Origin of the sequence: Kitasatospora sp. HPM-01-4 (assembly GCF_051374625.1) — a bacterium.
In the GTDB taxonomy this organism is placed as follows: Bacteria; Actinomycetota; Actinomycetes; order Streptomycetales; family Streptomycetaceae; genus Kitasatospora.
In genome coordinates this window covers 523,895-543,147 of the sequence record NZ_JBPQGP010000005.1, presented here as the reverse complement: position 1 = coordinate 543,147, position 19,253 = coordinate 523,895, and the positions used below count along the sequence as shown (strand labels likewise).

General features: G+C 71.7%; 15 protein-coding genes. 1 reads left to right on the top strand and 14 read right to left on the bottom strand.

Going from position 1 to position 19,253, the window contains the following annotated elements; translation table 11 throughout:
* Positions 1 to 3 precede the first annotated feature (3 nt).
* The 14 genes from ACSMTC_RS02355 to ACSMTC_RS02290 form a co-directional block, all read right to left on the bottom strand.
* Positions 4 to 1,812: a hypothetical protein gene (locus ACSMTC_RS02355; protein ID WP_436557938.1), complete on the bottom strand. Its 1,809-nt coding sequence runs from the start codon at positions 1,810 to 1,812 to the stop codon at positions 4 to 6.
* A gap of 115 nt (positions 1,813 to 1,927) precedes the next feature.
* Positions 1,928 to 2,770, bottom strand: coding sequence for an IS5 family transposase (locus tag ACSMTC_RS02350; protein WP_436557603.1), 843 nt, complete (start codon positions 2,768 to 2,770; stop codon positions 1,928 to 1,930).
* Positions 2,771 to 2,895: 125 nt separating this feature from the next.
* Positions 2,896 to 4,110: an FAD-dependent monooxygenase gene (locus ACSMTC_RS02345; RefSeq protein WP_436557937.1), complete on the bottom strand. Its 1,215-nt coding sequence runs from the start codon at positions 4,108 to 4,110 to the stop codon at positions 2,896 to 2,898.
* Between the two features lie 112 nt (positions 4,111 to 4,222).
* Complete coding sequence (locus tag ACSMTC_RS02340) at positions 4,223 to 5,662, bottom strand: M1 family metallopeptidase (RefSeq protein WP_436564576.1); 1,440 nt, start codon at positions 5,660 to 5,662, stop codon at positions 4,223 to 4,225.
* Between the two features lie 56 nt (positions 5,663 to 5,718).
* Positions 5,719 to 6,267 carry a nucleoside 2-deoxyribosyltransferase gene (locus ACSMTC_RS02335; protein ID WP_436557936.1) on the bottom strand — a complete coding sequence of 183 codons (549 nt, stop codon included), beginning with the start codon at positions 6,265 to 6,267 and terminating at the stop codon, positions 5,719 to 5,721.
* 88 nt (positions 6,268 to 6,355) lie between these two features.
* Entirely contained in the window at positions 6,356 to 6,973 is a 618-nt protein-coding gene (locus ACSMTC_RS02330; protein WP_436557935.1) for a class I SAM-dependent methyltransferase, read from the bottom strand.
* Between the two features lie 52 nt (positions 6,974 to 7,025).
* Entirely contained in the window at positions 7,026 to 8,891 is a 1,866-nt protein-coding gene (locus ACSMTC_RS02325; protein ID WP_436557934.1) for a hypothetical protein, read from the bottom strand.
* 139 nt (positions 8,892 to 9,030) lie between these two features.
* A complete protein-coding gene (locus tag ACSMTC_RS02320) occupies positions 9,031 to 10,257 on the bottom strand; it encodes an MFS transporter (protein WP_436557933.1) in 1,227 nt (408 codons plus the stop codon).
* Positions 10,254 to 11,501, bottom strand: a complete 1,248-nt coding sequence (locus ACSMTC_RS02315) for an ATP-grasp domain-containing protein (protein WP_436557932.1) — start codon at positions 11,499 to 11,501, stop codon at positions 10,254 to 10,256. The genes ACSMTC_RS02320 and ACSMTC_RS02315 overlap by 4 nt, the downstream gene beginning before the upstream one ends.
* Positions 11,498 to 12,676, bottom strand: coding sequence for a DegT/DnrJ/EryC1/StrS family aminotransferase (locus ACSMTC_RS02310; protein WP_436557931.1), 1,179 nt, complete (start codon positions 12,674 to 12,676; stop codon positions 11,498 to 11,500). Before ACSMTC_RS02310 ends, ACSMTC_RS02315 begins: the two co-directional genes overlap by 4 nt.
* Positions 12,673 to 13,839, bottom strand: coding sequence for an arginine 2,3-aminomutase (blsG, locus tag ACSMTC_RS02305; protein WP_436557930.1), 1,167 nt, complete (start codon positions 13,837 to 13,839; stop codon positions 12,673 to 12,675). Before blsG ends, ACSMTC_RS02310 begins: the two co-directional genes overlap by 4 nt.
* 279 nt (positions 13,840 to 14,118) lie before the next feature.
* Positions 14,119 to 15,144, bottom strand: coding sequence for a CGA synthase-related protein (gene blsF, locus ACSMTC_RS02300; protein ID WP_436557929.1), 1,026 nt, complete (start codon positions 15,142 to 15,144; stop codon positions 14,119 to 14,121).
* Entirely contained in the window at positions 15,132 to 16,133 is a 1,002-nt protein-coding gene (gene blsE / locus ACSMTC_RS02295) for a cytosylglucuronate decarboxylase (RefSeq protein ID WP_436557928.1), read from the bottom strand. The genes blsF and blsE overlap by 13 nt, the downstream gene beginning before the upstream one ends.
* A 40-nt stretch (positions 16,134 to 16,173) precedes the next feature.
* Entirely contained in the window at positions 16,174 to 17,370 is a 1,197-nt protein-coding gene (locus tag ACSMTC_RS02290; RefSeq protein WP_436557927.1) for a hydroxymethylcytosylglucuronate/cytosylglucuronate synthase, read from the bottom strand.
* 219 nt (positions 17,371 to 17,589) lie between these two features.
* On the opposite strand from ACSMTC_RS02290, the gene ACSMTC_RS02285 reads away from it, so the two are divergent.
* Positions 17,590 to 19,227 carry an ATP-binding cassette domain-containing protein gene (locus ACSMTC_RS02285; RefSeq protein WP_436557926.1) on the top strand — a complete coding sequence of 546 codons (1,638 nt, stop codon included), beginning with the start codon at positions 17,590 to 17,592 and terminating at the stop codon, positions 19,225 to 19,227.
* Positions 19,228 to 19,253 lie beyond the last annotated feature (26 nt).

Here is a 19,253-nt window from a genome sequence, read left to right as displayed (position 1 = left end):
GGCTCATCCCGTCGGCGTCGGCTGCAGCCTGCTCGCGAGCGCCGAGGAGAACGCCGAGACGCACTGGGCCAGTTGGGCGGTGGTCAGCTTCGCCGGATCGCCCCCGCAGTCGGTGGCGGCGGGCGGTGTCGCCGAAGGCGCGGTCGTGGCCGAGGGTGAGGGGGACGGGGTGCCGCTGCCGGGTGAGGGCTGGGTGCCGCCCGGTGGACTCTGCCTGAGGTTGACCAGACTGGGCGTGGTCCGGCCGTCACCCGAGACGTCGATGTAGTCCTGGGTCTGCCCGTTGATGTCGACGAAGCCGCGCCACATCCCCTGCCCGAACGGGATGATCTCCTGCAGGTTCCCGCCGTCACCGGTGGACACCGTCATGTTGGCCTGCTGGGCGATCCAGGCGACCATCCGGCTGGAGAGCTCGGTCAGGTTGACGGGCCTGCTGGTATCGCTCTGCACGTACACATGGAGCTCGTTGAGATCGGCGTCCACCTCGTCGGCGCGTACCACCGCGAAGGCGACGATCGCCTCCGAGGTGCTGTTCCTCGGGACCAGCGGGGTGACGTAGTAGTAGTGCCCGTCGGTGGCCGAACGCAGCAGGTACTCACCGGGGTTGGTGGCGTTGGTGTCGGTCGAGGTGTGGGAGAAGCCGAAGCCGTCGCGGTTCTTGGCGCCCCGGCCGGCCAGCCACTGGACCGCGCTGATCTGGTCCTTGACGACGGACCCCGGGTAGACCGTGCCCGGCAGCTCGCCCGGGCGCACCGTGCTCCGGTGCTCCAGCACCGGCTTGCCGCTGGGCGAGCCGGTCAGCAGCAGGACACCGTCCGGACGCAGCACCGTCCGCTTGTGCCAGGCGATCTGCTTGGTCACCGCGATGACGATGACGGGCTTGGCGGTGGCGAGGTCGGCGCCGTCGCAGTACCCCCAGATGTCCTGGTCCTGGTAGACGAGTTGGGGGAAGCGCTCGGCGAGCAGGTTCCGCAGGCTGTTCGCCCGGTTCCCGCCGAAGGCCCGGTCGAAGGAGTGGTCGCCCTTGAACTCGCAGGCGCCGTTGCTGTTGGAGGTGCCGTCCCAGACCGCCACGCCCTCGGTGGGCTGGGACCCGGAGCCGTCCAGTACGCCGGTCCAGACGCCGTGACCCTGGCCCTTGCCCGGCAGGTAGTGGATGCTGTGGCCCATCAGGCTGACGCCGGAGGCGAGTGCGGAGCCGGTCTTCAGCGCGGTCGCGGCCGCGGCGTAGGAGGCGGTGCGGGGCTCGAAGTCGAAGTTCGGCATGGGCCGCACCTTGACGCAGGCCGGGACGTCGGCCGCACCGAGGTAGTCGCAGCGGCTTCCGTCGCCCTTGCGGGCGTTCTTGGTGAGCGGGCGGGCGGAGGCCGGGGCATCGGCCGCCGCGGCCGGGACGTCCAGTACGGTCGCCCGCGCGTAGTACCGGCCGACGTCCTTGTCGTTGTCCCAGAACGCCATCACCGTGCACCCGATGGACGCCAGCAGGGTCAGCGAAGTGGTCCATGCCAGCAGCCGGTTGAGCCATCGCGGCAGGTCGCCCTCGGACGCCAGGTCCGCCACCAGCACCAGGGTGCCGATCAGGCCGATCGTCGCCCAGATCCAGAACAGCGCCGTCGCGTGCACCGGACCGCCGTGCGGCAGGAACTGCGACTGGAGGAACAGCCGGTAGCTCTGGTCCTGCTGGCCGAAGCCGCCGAAGACGAAGTGCTTGACCGCCCAGACCAGCAGCGCCAGGACCGGCAGCCACAGCCACCACACGGCGAGGACGGCCAGCCTCCCCCAGAGAAACCTGCTCCGTCTCGTGCGCGCCATGGCTCCCCCCAGTTCGTGATGTTCGTATCTACGCCCCTGAGTCTGCCCTCGATCAGCCGATCATGTAGTGGATCCGTCGAACTGTCAGTAAGAGGCTGCGCAGATAGGCGGCTGGTCATGGGCGGCGTCGGGGGCGGGTGTCCCAGCGGTGGGTGGTCCAGGCTCGGCGGATCAGACTGCGGACGGTGATGACGGTGTCGGCGAGGTCGAAGAAGGCTTCGATGACGCTGGTGCGGCGCTCGTAGCAGCGGGCGAGGCGGTGGAAGGCGTTCTGCCAGGCGTGGGTGCGCTCGACATGCCATCGCCGGGTGGCCTGGACCGGCGCCTTGGTCCCCTTGCGCGCGATCTGACCGCACAGCTTCCGCTCGTCGAGCACGGCACGGGACTTGTCCGAGTCGTAGCCGGCGTCGAGGTGGACGGTGATCTCGTCGGGCAACGGCCCAAGTCCCTCCAGGAGATCGAGAGTTGGCGCCAGGAGCGGCGAGTCGTGGCGGTTGGCGCCGGCCAGGACGCGGCCGAGCGGGATGCCGTAGCCATCGGTCATCCCGGACCGTTTCATGCCCTGCTTGCCCCGGTCGACGGGTGAGCGTCCGGCCGCTTCGCCGCCGCCGGGGGCCTTGGTGATGGCGCCGTCCACGGCAATCTGGTCGAGGACGAGGCCGACGACGCGGTCATAGGCCTGGAGGGCGATCTGCTTCAGGCGGGCGAACAGGCCCAGGCCGATCCACTCGTCGCGGCGGCCTCGGATCGTGGCGGCCGAGCAGGTCGAGTCCGCTATCGCCTCGTAGGAGCAACCGAACCGCAGGACTTGGAGCAGCTTGTCGAAGACGATCCGGTCGCTGATCCGGCGTCGGTGGCAGCCCAGCGGGTGGGCTGGATCGAACTGTGGCCGCTGCGGCAGCAGGGCGGCGAATTGGTCCCAGAGCGGTTCGGTCAGCCAGAATGGCAGCACAGGCACAGGTCTCCCCAATGATCACAGAGCGTCGCAACTCCATGATCAAGGAACCTGTGCCTGTCTCGTCCGCCGACTGGTCCCACCAACCGCCTATCTGCGCAGCCTCTAAGTCGCGAGTTCGTGTGAGCTCACCGGCGGCCCAGCGCCTGCCCGCCGAAGCCGCTGCCGCCGCCCGCGTCCTGCCACCACTGCTCGATCGCCCGCTGATCCATCGCCGCCCACTCCGGCGTCTCCTGGACCTGGGCCCGCCCGAGGCTCTGGCCGAGCTGGACCGTGGACCGCCCGACGGGTGCCCGCTCGGCGTCGTAGGAGTGCAGCGCCTCCTCCCAGCTGTCGGCCGAAGCCAGGGCGCGCTCCAGGGCGGCGGCGTCCTGCAGTGCCTTGATCGCGCCGCTGCCCGTGGGCGGGCGCGCGATCGAGGCGGCGTCGCCCACCACGGCGAGCCGGCCGCGCGCGTAGTGCGGGGTGGCCATGTCGTACATGGGCTGCACAAAGCGGGTCCCGACCGGAGTGAGGTGGATGACCTCCTGCCAGTAGGGCGGGAAGTGCTCTGCCACCAGGGCCAGTTGGTGTTCCGAAAGCTCGGCGGTCAGCTCTCCGGGGTGCACGTTGGTCGGATCGCCGAACCGGAGGCCGTCGGCGGGCGGCGGGCTGGTGTAGAAGACCCAGTTGACGTCGATGCCGTGGCCGCCCGGGCCGGGGATGCGATAGACGATCATGTGTCCGCCGGGGAAGACCACCGTCGAGGCGTCCTGCTCCGGGAACGCCGAGGCCGGGCCGGGCAGCCGGTCCGCCGACAGCGTGCCGCGCCAGGCGACGAAACCGCCGTACCGGGCGAGGGCGTCCGGGAACATCGCGGCCCGCACCACGGAACGGTAGCCGTCCGCCCCGACGACCAGGTCGAAGCGCTGCTCGTCGCCGTCCGCCAGCCGCACCACCGCGCCGTCGGCCCCGGAGACGACCTGGGTCACCGTGGAGCCCGTGCGGTAGTCGACGCTGTCCGGGATGCGGCTGCGCAGCTCCTGCCACAGCGAACCCCAGTTGTACGAGCGGAACGGGAACGGCAGCACGCCGATCTGCCGCCCCGCCCGTACCGTTCCCTCGCGCACCACCCAGGGCCGCCTGGCCAGTTGGACCCAGGGCATCCCGGCGTCGAGGTACCCGGCCGCCGCCAGCTCGGTGTACCGGTCGTTGTGCAGTGCGAGGCCGACGCCCCGGTCCTGCAGCCGTCCGGCGGCCCGCTCGAAGACCACCACCTCGTCCGCGCCGGTCCGTTCCGCCGCGAGTGCGGCGGCACAGCCCGCGATGCTCCCGCCCACCACGGCCACCCGTCCTCCGCGCACAACCGCCTCCTCTTTCCGCCGGTCCTCTGCTCGCCGATGATCTCCGGCGATCTCCGGTCCTCTCCGGTCCTCGCCGGTCCTCGCCGAACGAGTATGACGGTGTGTCGCAGGCTCAGCCGTCGATTCGGTGCAGTTCCCAGAACCCGGTCAGGTCGGTGCCCGCGGCGGCCCGTGCGGCGGACTTGAACTCGGCCGTGGTGGAGACGCCGTACCAGTGGTCGCGCGCGTAGTCGCGAAGGAGCGCGGCCATCGCGGTGTCGCCGATCAGACGGCGAAGGTCGTGCAGGGCGCACTTGCCGTAGTCGTAGACGACCGTCCCGTATCTGGTCGGGTGGGCATCCCAGTACCGCATCGAGCCGGTCAGCCGTTCGTCCGCCGACGTCCAGGAGACCGCGTTCCAGCAGCCCTCGCCAAGCCTGCCGAGCGCCAGGTCGGTGGCGTAGTCGCTGAACGCCTCGTCCAGCCAGGGGTCGTTGTACTCGTCGTCACCGACGATGCCGTACCACCACTGGTGCGCCAGCTCATGGACCAGCGCCGAGGTGCTGACCCGGTCGAGGACGAAACCCGGGTACTCCATCCCGCTGAACCAGAAGTCGTCGTCCAGCACGGCCGCCAGCTCACCGTAGGGGTAGGCACCGAACCGCCGGGCGTGCGCGTCGATCGCCGAGGTCGCCAGCTCCAGCATCGACCGGGCGTCCGAGGGGCCGACGCCCGCCGCCGAGTAGACGCTGACCCGCACCCCGGCGTGGGAGGTGGCGGAGATCTTGGCGAACGGGCCCGCCGCCCAGGCGAAGTCGCGCACCTTGCTCGCCACCGCGGTGGTGACGGTCCGTCCGGCGGACCCGGGCGTGTCGTGCGAGCTGCCGGTGGCGGGCACCAGGAGGTCGGAGGGGTGGTCGAGGGTGACGGCGAAGTCCGCAGCCTGGGAGTAGAACGACTCGCCGTTGTCGGTGTACGGATCCAGATGCCAGCCGGCGGCGTCCCGGACCGCCAGCACCGGCAGTGCGTTGCCGAGGAAGCTGTACCGCCCGTCGTGCCCGAACCGGTCGGCGCCACTCGGGACTCGGATGCCCAGATCGAAGCCGATCACCCCACTGGCGCCCCGGCCCAGCGGCGAGGGCAGCGCGACCCGCAGCGCGGTGCAGCCCACCGACGGCGCATCCGGGGTGCCGCCGGTGAGGCCGTGCACCGTGATGGGCGATGCCGGGCAACCGCCGTGGGCGTTGTCCCACAGCCGCAGGTACACCTCGCGCAGCGGCTCGGCGGAGGCGTTGGTGAAGCGCACGCTCTCATGGCCGTGCCAGCCGGTCCCCGCGCTGTCACCGGTGAGCCGGACGGTGTAGACGGGAGCCGCAGGGGTCCGGACCGGGTCGGCCTGCGGGCCGGGAGCCCGGGAGGGCGTGGCGGCCGCCGTGAGAAGCACGGCGAGGGTGGCGAGCAGGGCCAGGGCGCTTCGCATCGGATCCTCTCGGCGCGGGCGCGGGCGCGGGCGCGGGCGTCGACGCCGGTGCGGTCGGAAGGGGCGGGCCGGGAGGTATGGGCCGGGAGGTATGGGCCGGGCTGGGCCGGGCCGCCCGCTGGGCGGCCCGGCTCCGGGACGGTGCGAGGTCAGGCCGTGCGGTTCGCCGCCCGATGGCGGGTCACCGCCCGGTGCACCGCCTTGTCCACGGCGGACAGCGACGCGGCGATGTCGGTGTACACCACGTACTCCACGGTCGCCACGGTGTGCAGGCCCTGGATCAGGAAGGTGTACTCCCGGCCCCGCTCCAGCAGCAGCACGATCGGCTTGTCGAACGCGCTCGCCCAGCCCACCTCGATGTGGGTGCCGGGGGAGGGCGGGAAGCCCGGAATGGCGACGAAGACATCGGCCTTGCGGATCTCCTCCTGGTCGAGCCCGGTGCACTGCTCGGGACGCATCAGCTGCGCGCCCCACGCCTCCCGGCGGTGGGCGTTGTGCACGGAGATCCCCTGCGCCTCGAAGTGCTTGATCAGGAGGTCGAACGGAGCACGGGCACCGTCCGGCATCTCCCCGGTGGCCGGGTCGAGCAACTGGATGAAGGGACCGGCCAGGAAGAGTGACCGGACGTCCGGCGACTTCGGGTCCTCCGGTGGACCGGCGGCCGGTGCGGTGGTGAGCGCGCTGGTCTCGGTGGTCATACGGGTACCTCCGGAACGAGGCCGCATGGCGGCGTCGGGTGAGGGCCGACCGACGGGGCGGTCGAGGACTGGCGGGGCAGTACCGCGGTCAGCTCTTGCGGAAGCACTGGATGTACGCGTCGCCGCTGGTGCCGTACGTGTACTCGGTGGTGTCGTAAGCCGTGTACGGACGGCGCTCGACCCGGATGGACCTGAAGTGCGGCAGGTACTGCCAGCGCAGCTCGGGCTTGGTGCTGAAGAACGGGATGAACACCCCGCCGGGACGCAGTACCCGGACCACCTCCGGCATGGTCCTGGCCCACAGGTCGGCGTCCTTCCAGACCTCCATGTCCAGCGCCGGGTCGAAGAACATCCCGTCGATGCTCTCCGAGGGCAGGGTGAAGACGCGCTGGAAGAAGTCGCCGCGCTCGATCGTCAGGTTGTCGGGCAGCTTCGGGTGCCGGGCCTGGAAGAGGTCCTCGACCTCCCCGAAGAGCTCCAGGACCGTATGGCTGCGGGTGGCGGGGTTGCCGGCGATGCGCAGCGCGGACAGCCCGAGGCCGAGGCCGACCTCGTAGAAGTCCTTGCCGTACTCGCACAGCATGTCGGCGCTGGCCCACATCAGGTCCCGCTCCCAGGCCTGCATGGCCTGTTCGCCGCCGATGCTCAGTGTCACCTCGCCGTCGCACTCGATCAGTTCGATCTCTGGCTTGGCCTGCGTTTCCATGGCAACCGTCCTTCATTCCATCGGTTGGGGGTGCGGTGGGGCTGTCGGCTGGTCAGCTGGGGCGCGGTAGGACCCCGAAGTGGCGCCGGGCCGTGGAGACGGCGAGGTCCTGAACCGCGAAGACCGTGAAGTAGTAGGCCTGCGGCGCCGTGGCGGAGGCGAACCGCAGCCGGAAGGCGACGTCCACCTGCCGGTGCTCCACGGCCCGGACCTTGGTGATGGCGGGCTCCACGTTGGTGTCCTCGCGCAGATAGGTGGGGACGAACAGACCCAGCCGGACCGGCCCCGGACGTGCGGCGGTGAGCGAGGCGCGGACCTCCAGCACCCCGCCCTGCGCCACCTCGTCCGCGCTGTGGGCGAGCAGCGCGGGCGCCTCGGGGAGCCGGAAGGTGACGTCGCCGCAGCGCATGCAGACCGCGCAGGTGGTGTCCAGGATGTGCGGAAGCAGTCCGCGCCGGGTGAACTCCTGGGCGGGGCGGCCGCAGTGGCAGGTCACCTCGCGCACCTCGGGGTCGAGGCGGCTGCGGTCCCCGAAGTGCGCCGGGTAGTTCATGAGCTCGGTCTCGGGGTTGGCCGCGACCTGCTCGGCGATCGCATGGTCGAGCGACTGCAGATCGGCGGTGAGCGAGGAGCGGATCTCCTCCGGTGACTGGTCGGCGAGATGGGTGGGCCGGGACACCCACAGGTCGACCTTCCTGGCCAGCTTGGTCAGCCGGGGGCGCTGCGAGTGGTTGTGGGGCAGCAGATCGGAGCCGAGCAGGGCGGTCAGGCGGCGTCCCACGGTGATGACCAGGGGGTCCGGGCGGTGCTCGGACGGCTGCGGGGTGTGCTGGGCCGTGTCCGGCAGGCCGGTGCGCTGCGGTGAATCCGGCAGGCCGAAACGCATGAACGCCGGGTAGGGGTGCGAGCCCGCGAGGCTGGCGTTGAGGGTGTCCACAGAATCCGCGCCGGTGAGCGCGGCCCGCATCCAGGCGACGTTCTCCGGCCGGTCGGAGTCGTGCACCGAGACGGCGGAGACGACCGTACGGGCCGGGCCGTCAAGCGCGTTGAGCAGCAGCTGGTACTTGGGGTCGTACAGCGCGAGGTCGGCGAGCGGACCGCTGTTGCACGCGCTGAGCACCAGCTCCACGGCGGCCACCCGGCTGAGCGGCACCAGCTTGTCCTCCGGCTTGTAGCAGGGCAGCCCGTACGCGCACCGGGGACCGAGCAGCCCGGGCCGGGCCGCGACCGACCGGTTGAGCCCGCAGATGGTGAAATCGCCGAGGTTGACGCTGTCGTCCTTGCCATGGCCCTGGAAGGCCACCCGGCGCCAGTGGGTGCCCAGGATCTCGCCCCGGATGTCCACACGTTCGAAGTCGCGGTCGTCGAAGACCCGTACGCCCGGTAGGTGCGGCGGCCGGTCGGTGTCGGTGAACAGCCCCAGCGCGTCGACGCCGGAGGCGGGCCGCGCGTACTGCTTGGCGATGTTCCAGGCGAGCGAGGCGGCGTCGCGGCCGCTCAGCAGGGTCAGTCCGTGCCGGTCACTGCGGTAGGTCGCCAGCAGCAGAGCGCGCACCGGGTCGAGGTTGAGGCGGTCGTAGCAGCCGACCAGCAGGAGCCTTCCCGGGTACCGGCGGTGGAAGGCCGCGATGTCGGCCAGCTGCTCCTCCGCCACCCACTCGCGGGCCAGGGGGCGGGCCAGCTCCGTCACGCCTTCGGGGAGCCGCTCCGCACCTAGAACGACTCCCAGGTCGAGCGGGTTCGGCCGCCGCACACCGGTGTAGAGGCCGGACGCCAGCTCCACGCTCCGCACCAGGTCGGCACGGCCCTCGACCGGTACCGGCACGGGTACCGGCTCGTCGGTCTCCAGGAACTCCTTCACCGCCGAAGGAAGTTGGCCGAAGGTGACCGGGCGGAAGAGCGGAGCGGCTGCGTTCATGAAGGATTACCTCGCTGGCGGAGAGGAGGAAGGAGGAGCGGGGGCTGCACACCCGGCTCAGCGGATGCGCTCAGGGGAGTGGGCGTCCCGTCAGGGGCGGGGCGCGGGGGGCTGTACGGCCGGTGGCACAGCGGAGCGTTCATGCCGGACACTCCGCGGGGGCGGGCGAGCTTTGGGCCAGCAGGCCCCGGCAGACGAAGGCCAGGCCGGCCCCGGCCAGGGCGGTGGCGAAGGCGGCGGCGAAGACCCCGCGCGGGCCGATCAGGTCCATCAGCAGTCCGCCGGTCTGCTGGCCGACCGCGTCTCCCAGAACGGTGGCCAGCGAGGCCCAGGTGAACGCCTCCGCCAGCGAGCCGCCGTCCGCGACCGCGCTGACCAGCGTCATCTCGCACGCGGACACCAGCGCGATCGGCGCGCCGCCGACCGCGAGGGCGATCCCGAGGACCGGTTCGGAGGTCGCCGCCGACGCCAGCCCGGTGCCCAGGGCATAGGCGAGCACCAGGCGCGGGAAGCGCACATGCGCCGGAACCCGGGACTGCGAACTCCCCAGCCACAGTGCGCCCAGCGCGCTGCCGACGCCCCAGCAGGCGTACACCGCACCGGTGTTGCCCGGCGAGCCGTGCGCGGCGACGAAGGCCGGGATGGCGAGTGTCATCAGGCCGATGGGCACGGCGCAGGTGGCCATGACGCCGGTGAGCGCCAGCATCGCCTGGTCCCGCAGCGGGCCGAGCAGATGACGTGGCCCGGCAGCCTCGGCACCCACCGCCTCCGTGCCCGGTGGCAGCCGGACGAAGGCGAGCCCCAGCGCCCCCGCACCGCCGACCGCCGCGACGGTGGTCAGCGCCAGCCCGGCGGAGCCGGCGAGCATCAGCACCGCGAGCATCAGCGGCGCCCCGATCACCAGGACCTCGGTCAGCAGCGCCTCCCAGAGGTAGGCGGTGTCCCGCTCCTCCGCCTGGAGCGGCAGCCGGGCCCACAGCGACCGCATGCAGGCGTTCGCGGGTGGCAGCGCCACTCCGGCGAGCACCGCCGCCAAGGGCTGCCCCCAGCCGCCCGGCCGAGTGGCCCACACCAGCACGGCGAGGGCCGACGGGTAGAGGACGCCGGTCGCGGCCAGCACCACGCGGCGTCCATGGCGGTCGAGCCGCCGGGCGATCAGCGGCCCGCCGGCCGCCATACCGGCGGTGTACAGCGCGGAGGCCAGGCCCGCCTGGACGTAGCTGCCGCCCTGCTCGCGGACCACCAGCACCATGGCCAGCGACATCAGGTAGACGGGCAGCCGGGAGACGACGCTCCACCAGGCCACCGCACCGACCCGGCGACGTGTCAGCAGGACGAGGACGCGGCGGGAGAGACCGTTCGTCACCGCACCGGGCCCCGTTCCGCGGTCGCGGCGGGCACCAGCTCGATGGTGAAGGCGTCGAGTACCTCGCGCATACGCTGCTCCACCTCGCCGATCGACGCTCCCACCACATGGACGTGCCCCGACGCGTTGTGCGAGGCCCGCCGGGCCGACACCGAGTCGCCGGCACCCACCTTGAGAACGGCCGCGACGACCCCGGGGACACGCAGCAGTTCCTCCGCCGGGGTGATGCGGCGTACCGTCCCCGAACCGGGCAGCGGCAGCAACAGGTCGCCCGCGCACCGGCGTTCGCGGTACCGGAGCTCGGGGCGACGGCCGCGGTACACGTCCAGGGTGGCGCCGAAGACGTCGAAGCCGTGCGAGTACCCGTGGTTGGCGGGGATCTCGCAGCCTGCCAGCCGGACCCCGATCTCGCCCGCGTACACCTCGCCGTCGATCAGGAAGAACTCCATGTGCGCGTAGCCGTGGTCGATCTCCATTCCGGTGACGATCCGCTGGAGCACGGCGCGCAGGTCGACCGGCGGGGCCTCGTCGGTGCCGACACTGATGTTGGCGTTCATCGCGCCGTCGACGATGTCCAGGGGGCGGCAGGGCATCGCGCTCGGCCAGGCGTCCAGTACCTCGCCCCGGTGGATGACGGCGCACACCTCCCACTCGGTGCCGCCGAGGAACTGCTCCACCATCCAGTCCCGCGCGCCGAGGTCGATCGCGGTCAGTGCGTCCGGCCCGGTGAGCCGGTGGGTGTCCACACAGGCGAAGGAGTCCACCGGCTTGAGCACCAGGGGCCAGCCGTGCCTCTCGGCGAACCGCTCGATCTCCTGCACCCGGTGCACCCGGGTGAACTCGGCGGTCCGCAGCCCGAGTTCACGGAACCGGTGCTTCATCTCGGCCTTGTCGCGCACCCAGGTGACCTGGCGCTCCGTCAGATGGGGCAGTCCGGCCAGCGCGGCGAACCGCTGGGCGACGGCCTGGCGCGGTTCGGACGGGTTGCAGAACCGGGTCGGCCGAAGGGGGAGTTCGGCGGCCCAGGCCCGGTAGCGCCCGGCCTCCTCGGCAAGCGGCACCCCCTCGCGCACCCAGAAGGCCGGCAGGTGCGCGGTCTCCCGCAGGTAGTCCTCCGTCAAGTCCCGGCGGAACTCGGCGAAGCGCAGCAGCACCAGCTCGTCAGGCAGCGTTCGGGCCGCGTACCGGGTGAACGACGAGGCGCGGTCGTCCACCAGCAGCAGCGCCGGACCCCGGGAGTTCACACCGCCTCCAGGACCCGCCGCACGGCCTTGGCCGCGAGGACCTGCTCCGGCTCGGGGAGCTCCGGGGACAGCGGCACGCACAGGGTGCGGTCCAGCAGGTCGCGAGTGCGGGCGAAGCCGTCGCGGCTGAGGGCCAGCGGCCCCTCGGGCGCGTGGTTCCACGGGAAGCCGTCGGCGTAGAGGGAGCGCCGGCCGGTGAGCACCGGGTGCTCGGGCAACAGGTACTTGCCGAGCGTCCAGTTGGCGATCCCCTCGGCGGTGAGGGCGGCCACGGCCGCGTCCCGCAGCTCGCGGCTCTCCCAGCACAGGCGCAGGCTCACCTTCACATCGCCCTTGGTCCTCGGCCGGACCTCCAGGTCGGGGCGGTTCGGCAGCTCCGTCATGGCGACGGTGTACATCCGCTCCAGTCCGGCGAGCAGTTCGTCGAGATGGCGGAACTGCTGGCACTGGACGGCCGCCACCTGCTCACTGGTGACGAAGTTCTCGCCGTAGTGGGCGTCCTGGTTCCAGGTCGGGTAGTGGCCGGGTACGCGGGCCGAGCCGTGGTCGTGGTAGCGGCGCATGGTCGACCAGGCCTCGTCGTCGTCGGTGACGACCAGCCCGCCCTCGCCCGAGGTGAGGACCTTGTTGTGGTGGAAGCTGAACGTCCCGGCGTAACCCGCCGTCCCGACGGACCGGCCGTCCGCGAACCGTGCGCCGAGCGACTGGGCGCAGTCCTCGATCAGGTACGGCACGCCCTCCGGCAGGGCGGCCACCGCGCCCTCCATATGGGCCACGACCACCCGCCGGGCGTCGGACGGCAGCAGGGTGCGGTCCAGCGAGAGCGAGTCGTCGGCGTCGACCAGGACCGGGATCAGCCCGCAGGACAGGACCGCCCCGGCCACGGCCACGAAGGTGACCGCCGGGATGTACACCGGGTCGCCGATGGACGGCCGGGTGGAGATCAGCGCCAGGCGCAGCGCCTCGGTGCAGTTGTGGACGGCCAGGGCGTGTGCGGCACCCAGGCGCCCGGACACCTGACGCTCCAGACGGGAGGCCATGCTCTCGGTCTCCGTCTGGTAGCGGAACAGTACCTGATGGTCGATCACTTCCTTCAGCTCGGCCATGTCGGACCAGGCGAGGTAGTTGGCACCGTAGGGGAGGAAACGCTGGCCGAGCCGCTTGTCGAGGGTCATGGGGTGTCGGACTCCGTGATCGGGTGCACCGCGCCGTCGACGGCCATCTCCTGGCCTCGGTAGTTGCGGAGCAGCAGGCCGTCGGGGGTGGGGGTGAAGTACGGCTGGGCGATGGGGATTTTGCCGATCTTCGTGGTGAGCACGTACTGCGGCACCCCGAACCCGGTGATGTGGCCCTGCAGGCCCTCCATGATCTCCCAGCCCTTCTCCACGGAGGTCATGAAGTGCGAGACACCGGTGACGTTGTCGCAGTGGTAGAGGTAGTAGGGCCGCACCCGGATCCGCAGCAGCTCGGTCATCAGGGTGCGCATGGTGGCGACGTCGTCGTTGATCCCGCGCAGCAGCACGGTCTGGTTCCCGACCGGGATTCCGTGCCGCAGCAGGCGGTCCACCGCGGCCGCCGCGTCCGCGGTGATCTCCTTGGGATGGTTGAAGTGGGTGTTCAGCCAGACCGGGTGGTACCGGGAGAGCATCGCGCACAGCTCGTCGGTGATCCGCTGCGGCAGCAGCACCGGGAAGCGGGTGCCGATCCGGATGATTTCGACGCTGGGGATCGCCCGCAGGCCGGCGACGATCTCCTCCAGCTTGCCGTCCTGGTAGGAGAGCGGATCCCCGCCGGTGAGCAGTACGTCCCGGATCTCGGGATGTTCGGCGATGTACCGCAGGTCCTCGTCGAACGAGCCGCCTTCGTCGTCACGGAAGTAGGTGCCGTTCACATCCGTGGTGTGGAACTTCCTGGTGCAGTGCCGGCAGTAGACCGGGCACGCCTCGGTGATCAGCATGATCACCCGGTCCGGGTACTTGTGCACCACCCGGTTGGTCTTGCGGTAGATGGTGTCCCCGACCGGATCGACCTCGGCACCGGGGAACTCGACCAGCTCGCCCGGTGCCGGGACGGCCTGCTGGCGGACCGGGCAGAGCGGATCGTCGGGATCCATCAGCGACGCGTAGTACGGGGTGATGCTCCAGCGGTACTTTCCCGCCACCCCGGCGATGGCCTTCTCCTCGTCGGGACTGACGTTGATCCACTGTCGGGCCTTCTCGACGGTGGTGATCCGTCGGCGCATGTGCCAGCGCCAGTCGTTCCACTGTGCGTCCGGGACGCGGGGTCGGATGAACGTGGGGCCTGCGGTAGTCCCGGTTTCGCGGGGTGTGCCGGACATGGCGGCTCCAGGGGCGACAGGTCTTCGATGGCTCTGGGGGGATCACCAGGGCGCGCGGCCGTGGTGTCGATGCTTCACAACGGGTGCACGACGGGTTCACGGGGCGGACGGGGCCGGGGGCGGACGGGTTCGGTGCCGCGGACGGGCCTACCGGGTGGACGGGTTCGTGGCTGGTTCACGGTGGGACTCGCAGCGGGGGTCAGCGGTCAGGGCGGGGCTGCGGCGGGAGTTCGGACGGGGCGGTCGCAGGTGGGTGGGCGGTCGCGGGCGGGTGGGCGGTCACAACGGCGCGAGCGAGAGCTGACGGAGGGTGCGGGCGACGCGCTGCGCACCGCGCAGGTCGTCCAGGGCGGGGTCTAGCGCGCTCCACTGGCCGGAGGTACCGGCCTCGGGCGGCACCCACAGCGACGGGTCGCCGGGGTCGGTGGCCGACGGCACCGGGACCAGCCGTGTCACCCGCGCGGCCAGCTCCCGCTGGGCGGCCCCGAGCGCCGGCAGGAACACCAGTGGCGCGCGGCGGGAGTGGGCCAGCGCGAGTGCGCCCAACGTCGGTGAGGCCAGGAAGACTTCGGTGGCGGCGTGCAGCGCGTCCACATCCACCTCGGCGGCCCGGCTCACCCGGACATCCTCCGGTCCGGCGAGGCCGTCCAGGGCGGAGCGGAGCCGCGTGAGCCGGGTGTCGCAGACCACTTCGCACCGTCCGGTACGGCGTACCGCCTCCTGGACCAGCGCCCGCAGCGGCCCGGCGGCGAACGCGTCCGTCTCCTCTGGCGGGACGTCCCAGAGGGAGAGCAGCAGCAGCGCCCCCTCGCGTACCCGGTTCCTGGTCAGCCGGGCGGGTGCGAGTGCTCCCGTGGGCCGCGCACCGCCAGCCGGGCCGGGCAGCCAGCCGGGCCGGTGCAGACGGCGCAGCGTCCGCCCGCCCGGGCCGGCGCTCGGCGCGCAGCCGTAGCCCGAACTCAGGTGCACCACCGGGATACCCAGCTCCAGCAGCCGTGCGGTGGCCGCCTCGTCGTCGCAGACCAGCGCCGCATCCGGCATCTCCGTGTCGGGCAGTCCAGCGTCGGGCGGCCCTGCGTCGGCCGGTGTCGAATCGGGTGGTGCGGAATCGGATCCCGCCGGATCGGGCGGCGCCGACGCGCGTGGTGCACCGCCGGCCGGTGACCGGACCGGACGGAGGTCACCGAGATGGGCGGCGACGCGGCGCAGGGCGAGCAGTGAGTCCAACTGCTCCTCGCGGGAGACCAGCAGGACCCGGCGGCCCGGTGCGGTGGGCCCCCCGTCGGCCGGAGTCAGTACTGCCACGGCGCCACCACCCCGAGGCGGGCGACGTCGTCGCTGTACCCGGCGGCCGTGGTGGAACAGCCGCTGCACACCTCGGGACCGCGCCGCCGGAAGTAGTCGGCGTGTGTTCGGAAGGCCGGTGTGTCCAGCAGGATCACGCCCTGCTCGCGGATGGGGGCACCGCCGGGGCCGGTGTCGTCCTCGCGGTGCGGGATGCAGCTGCACGCGTACATCCGCCCGTGCTTGCCGTCGATGTAGATGACGTCGTCCGCGACGTGGCAGAGCGGCTTCGAGGCACGCGGCGTGATCGACTCGGTGAAGTAGCGCTCCTGCTCCTCGGGGGTGTCCCCGTAGAACCGTTTGCCCATCGGGACCAGCAGGGAGCCAGGGTCGGCGTCGTAGACCGGATCGCACACCTCGCGCACCAGGGCGGGGTCGGGGTAGTGGATGGTGCGGTCCAGCTTGAGCGCGGACAGCTCCCACTGCCGTACCCCGGCCTCGGTCAACACCTGCTGCAGCGACGGCATTTCGGCGTAGTTGTGCGGACCGACCACCGTGTTGACCCTGGGCAGGATGCCGAGCGCGGCGGCCGCGCGGAGCCCGCGCAGACCGCTGTCGAACATGCCGGGGGAACGCCGGTAGGTGTCATGGGTCGCGGCCGAGGCGCCGTCCAGGCTGACGATCACCTGGGCCAGCCCGGCCTCGGCCAGGCGCTCCACCATCTTCGGCAGCAGCGAGCCATTGGTGATCAGGGACATCTTCATACCCGCCGCCGTGCCGGAGCGCACCAGCTCCACCACATCCGGATGCATCAATGGCTCCCCGCCGGTGAACCGGACATAGCCCACCCCGGCAGCCCGGGCCCTCGGCAGCAATTCGGTGAAATCCTCGCGCGAGAACCGGAATGTGTCACGGGAGAGCGCGAACTCACACATGAAGCAGTCGGCGTTGCAGGCTTCCAGAATTCTGATGAACAGGTAGCGAGGACGCTCGTGCGCACTGGAGGACATATCCGCGCCGTTCGTGGGAAGGGACAGGACGGGCCGGGGGTCAGGAGGGTGGGGCGGCACCTCGCAGGGTGACGAGCAGGGCGTCGGCGACCTGGGCCGCGCCGCCGGTGCCGACGGCGGTGGTGAGGGCGCCCCAGTCGATGCCCCCGGCGGTGGAGCGGCGCAGCGCGGTGCGGATTCCCTCGCCCAGTGCCCTGGCGGTACCCCGGCCGTCCGCGGCCGCCGCGCCGATCGCGGCATAGATCAGCTCCAGGGCGCGCTCCTCGCCCTGCGACCGCAGCGACAGGGCCTCCTCCTCGGCGAGTACGTCCTTGGGCCAGACCACCCGGACCTCGGCGCCGACCGCCTGGCTGTGGAAGCGGCCGTTGAAGATCTGGCTGAGGTTCTGCGGGGGCAGGCAGACGGTGGGCACGCCAAGGCTGCCCGCCTCCAGCAGTGTGGTCAGCCCCGGGGAGGTGAGCAGGACGTCGCAGTCGGAGAGCCGGTCGAGGAACTCGCCGTGCGTGAGGGCACCCGAGGTGGTCCGCGGCGGCGCGACCGAGGAGTCGACCAGGCGCCCGGCGAGGCCGGCGGGGAGGTTGCCCGCGAGGTGCACCTCCTGGACGCCGTGCGCGGCGAGTGCTTCGAGCACGGCGGGGAGGACCACCGTGGGGTAGTCGGTCCAGTCGGCGAGCCGGGGTGCCCGCAGGCCGCCCACGCTGACCAGGGCGCTGCGGTACGGCCGGGCCGGGCGGCGGCCGACGGCGGCCTGAGGTGTGCCGATGACCGCGTCGACCCAGTGCAGTGCGCGGACGGCCGCCAGCACATCGAAGCACTCGGGCGGCAGCTCGACGCACTTCTGGGCGCAGTAGACGGCGGCGTCCAGCGGCAGGGCGGGGCGATCCCCCTCCGACCACATGAACGGCAGGCTGTCCACGAACACCGTGGGAACGCCGAGGGCGCCGAGCGCCCTGGCGGTGGAGCCGTCCAGCACGACCAGTGCGGCCCGCACCCGCTCCGAGTGCACGATCTTCGCGAGGGCGTCGGGCGGGCCGTCGGCCGGCAGGTCGTACCAGCGGTCGACGGGGTGCCCGGAGAGCAGTGGCCGGCCGAGGCCCGAGGCCAGGCCGATGAATCTCAGTGGGGGCCCGGAACGCTGCCGCAGCGCGGACAGGACCGCACTGAGCTTTCCCGCGCTGCCCCAGCCGAATTCCGCCCCGGCGATGGCGACGGTTTGCGCAGCTGAATCAGTGTGCATCGGATCTGCCTCGACTTCCTGGGCGGATCGGCTTCGACCGGGCACAACTTTTGCGTGTTCGGCTGAACGGCGCAAGGGATTAACAGGGCTTTCCGGCTCAGGAGTGAATATTCAGAATGGACATATCCATATTCGATGTGATCGATGGTTGGTGTGAAAAGTTTGGACGTGGCTGAAACGGGCCGAACCCGAGCGGGCCGGCGGCTAGGCTTCCGGGCCATGGGCTACCTCGAAGCCAGCGGCCTCGGTCACACCCTCGCCGACGGACGTGAGCTGTTCAGTGATGTGTCGTTCCGCGTCCCGGCCGGCGAGACCGTCGCCCTCGTCGGCGACAACGGTGCCGGCAAGACCACCCTGCTGCGGATGATCTCCGGTGAACTCCCCGTCCAGCTCGGCTCGGTGCGCAGGCAGGGGGCCGTCGCCGTGATGCCGCAGTTCATCGGCAGTCTCCGTGACGACCGCACGGTACGGGACCTGCTGCTCAGCGTCGCGCCCCCGGCGCAGCAGGCGGCCGCGGCCGCCGTCGACGCCCTTGAGCTGGAACTGATGGAGACGGACGACGAGGCCGTCCAACTCCGTTACGCGGAGGCCCTGTCCACCTGGGCCGAGGCCGGCGGCTATGCGGCCGAGGTGCTCTGGGACACCGTCACGGTCGCGGCGCTCGGCCTGCCGTTCCGGCTCGCGCAGTACCGCACCGTCAGCACGCTCTCCGGCGGCGAGCAGAAGCGCCTGGTCCTGGAGGCGCTACTGCGCGGCCCGGCGCAGCTGCTGCTGCTGGACGAGCCGGACAACTACCTCGACGTCCCGGGGAAGCGCTGGCTGGAGGAACAGCTGGCCCGCACCCGGCAGGGGGTGTTGCTGATCACCCACGACCGCGAGGTGCTGAGCCGGACGGCGACCCAGGTGATCACCCTGGAGGGCGGTACGACCTGGACCCACGGCGGCGGGTTCGGCACCTGGCACGGGGCGCGCGAGGCCCGCTGGAAGCGGGCGGCGGAGCTGCGGCAGCGCTGGACGGAGAAGCACGAGCAGCTCAGGGAGCTGGTCCGCACGCTGCGCCAGCAGTCCGCGATCAGCGACGAGATGGCCTCCCGCTACCACGCCGCGCAGACCAGGCTGGCGAAGTTCGAGGCGGCCGGGCCACCGGCCGCGCCTCCGCGGGTGCAGCGCGTAGCACCGGCGCTGCGCGGCGGCCGTACCGGTGTGCGGGCGATCACCTGCCGGAACCTCGAACTCGTCGGCCTTATGCGCCCGTTCGATCTCGAGGTCTTCTTCGGTGACCGGGTGTGCGTACTCGGCTCCAACGGCTCCGGGAAGAGCCACTTCCTCCGGCTGCTGGACGAGTCCGGAGCCGCGGCCGCGCCGACCGTCGGGCACACCGGCGAGTGCCGCCTCGGTGCACGGGTCCGGCCGGGGCTGTTCGCCCAGACCCACCGGCACCCCGAGTGGCACGGCCGTACCCCCGTGGACATCCTCGGCCGCGGCGAGGGCGACCGGGAGGGGCTCGGCCTGGAGAGCGCGATGTCCGCCCTGAGCCGCTACGGGCTCGCGGGGGTCGGCCGGCAGAACTTCGAGACGCTGTCCGGCGGTCAGCAGGCGCGCTTCCAGATCCTGCTGCTGGAACTCGCCGGATCCACCCTGCTGCTGCTGGACGAGCCGACCGACAACCTCGACCTGATCTCCGCCGAGGCACTGGAGCAGGCGTTGGACGGCTTCACCGGAACCGTGGTGGCCGTCACCCACGACCGCTGGTTCGCCAAGGTGTTCAGCCGGTACCTGGTCTTCCGGTCGGACGGCCGGGTGGTGGAGAGCGACGGGCCGGTCTGGGACGAGGGACGGGTCAGCTACGCCCGGTGACCGCCGGAGGAACCCCGAAGGGCCCG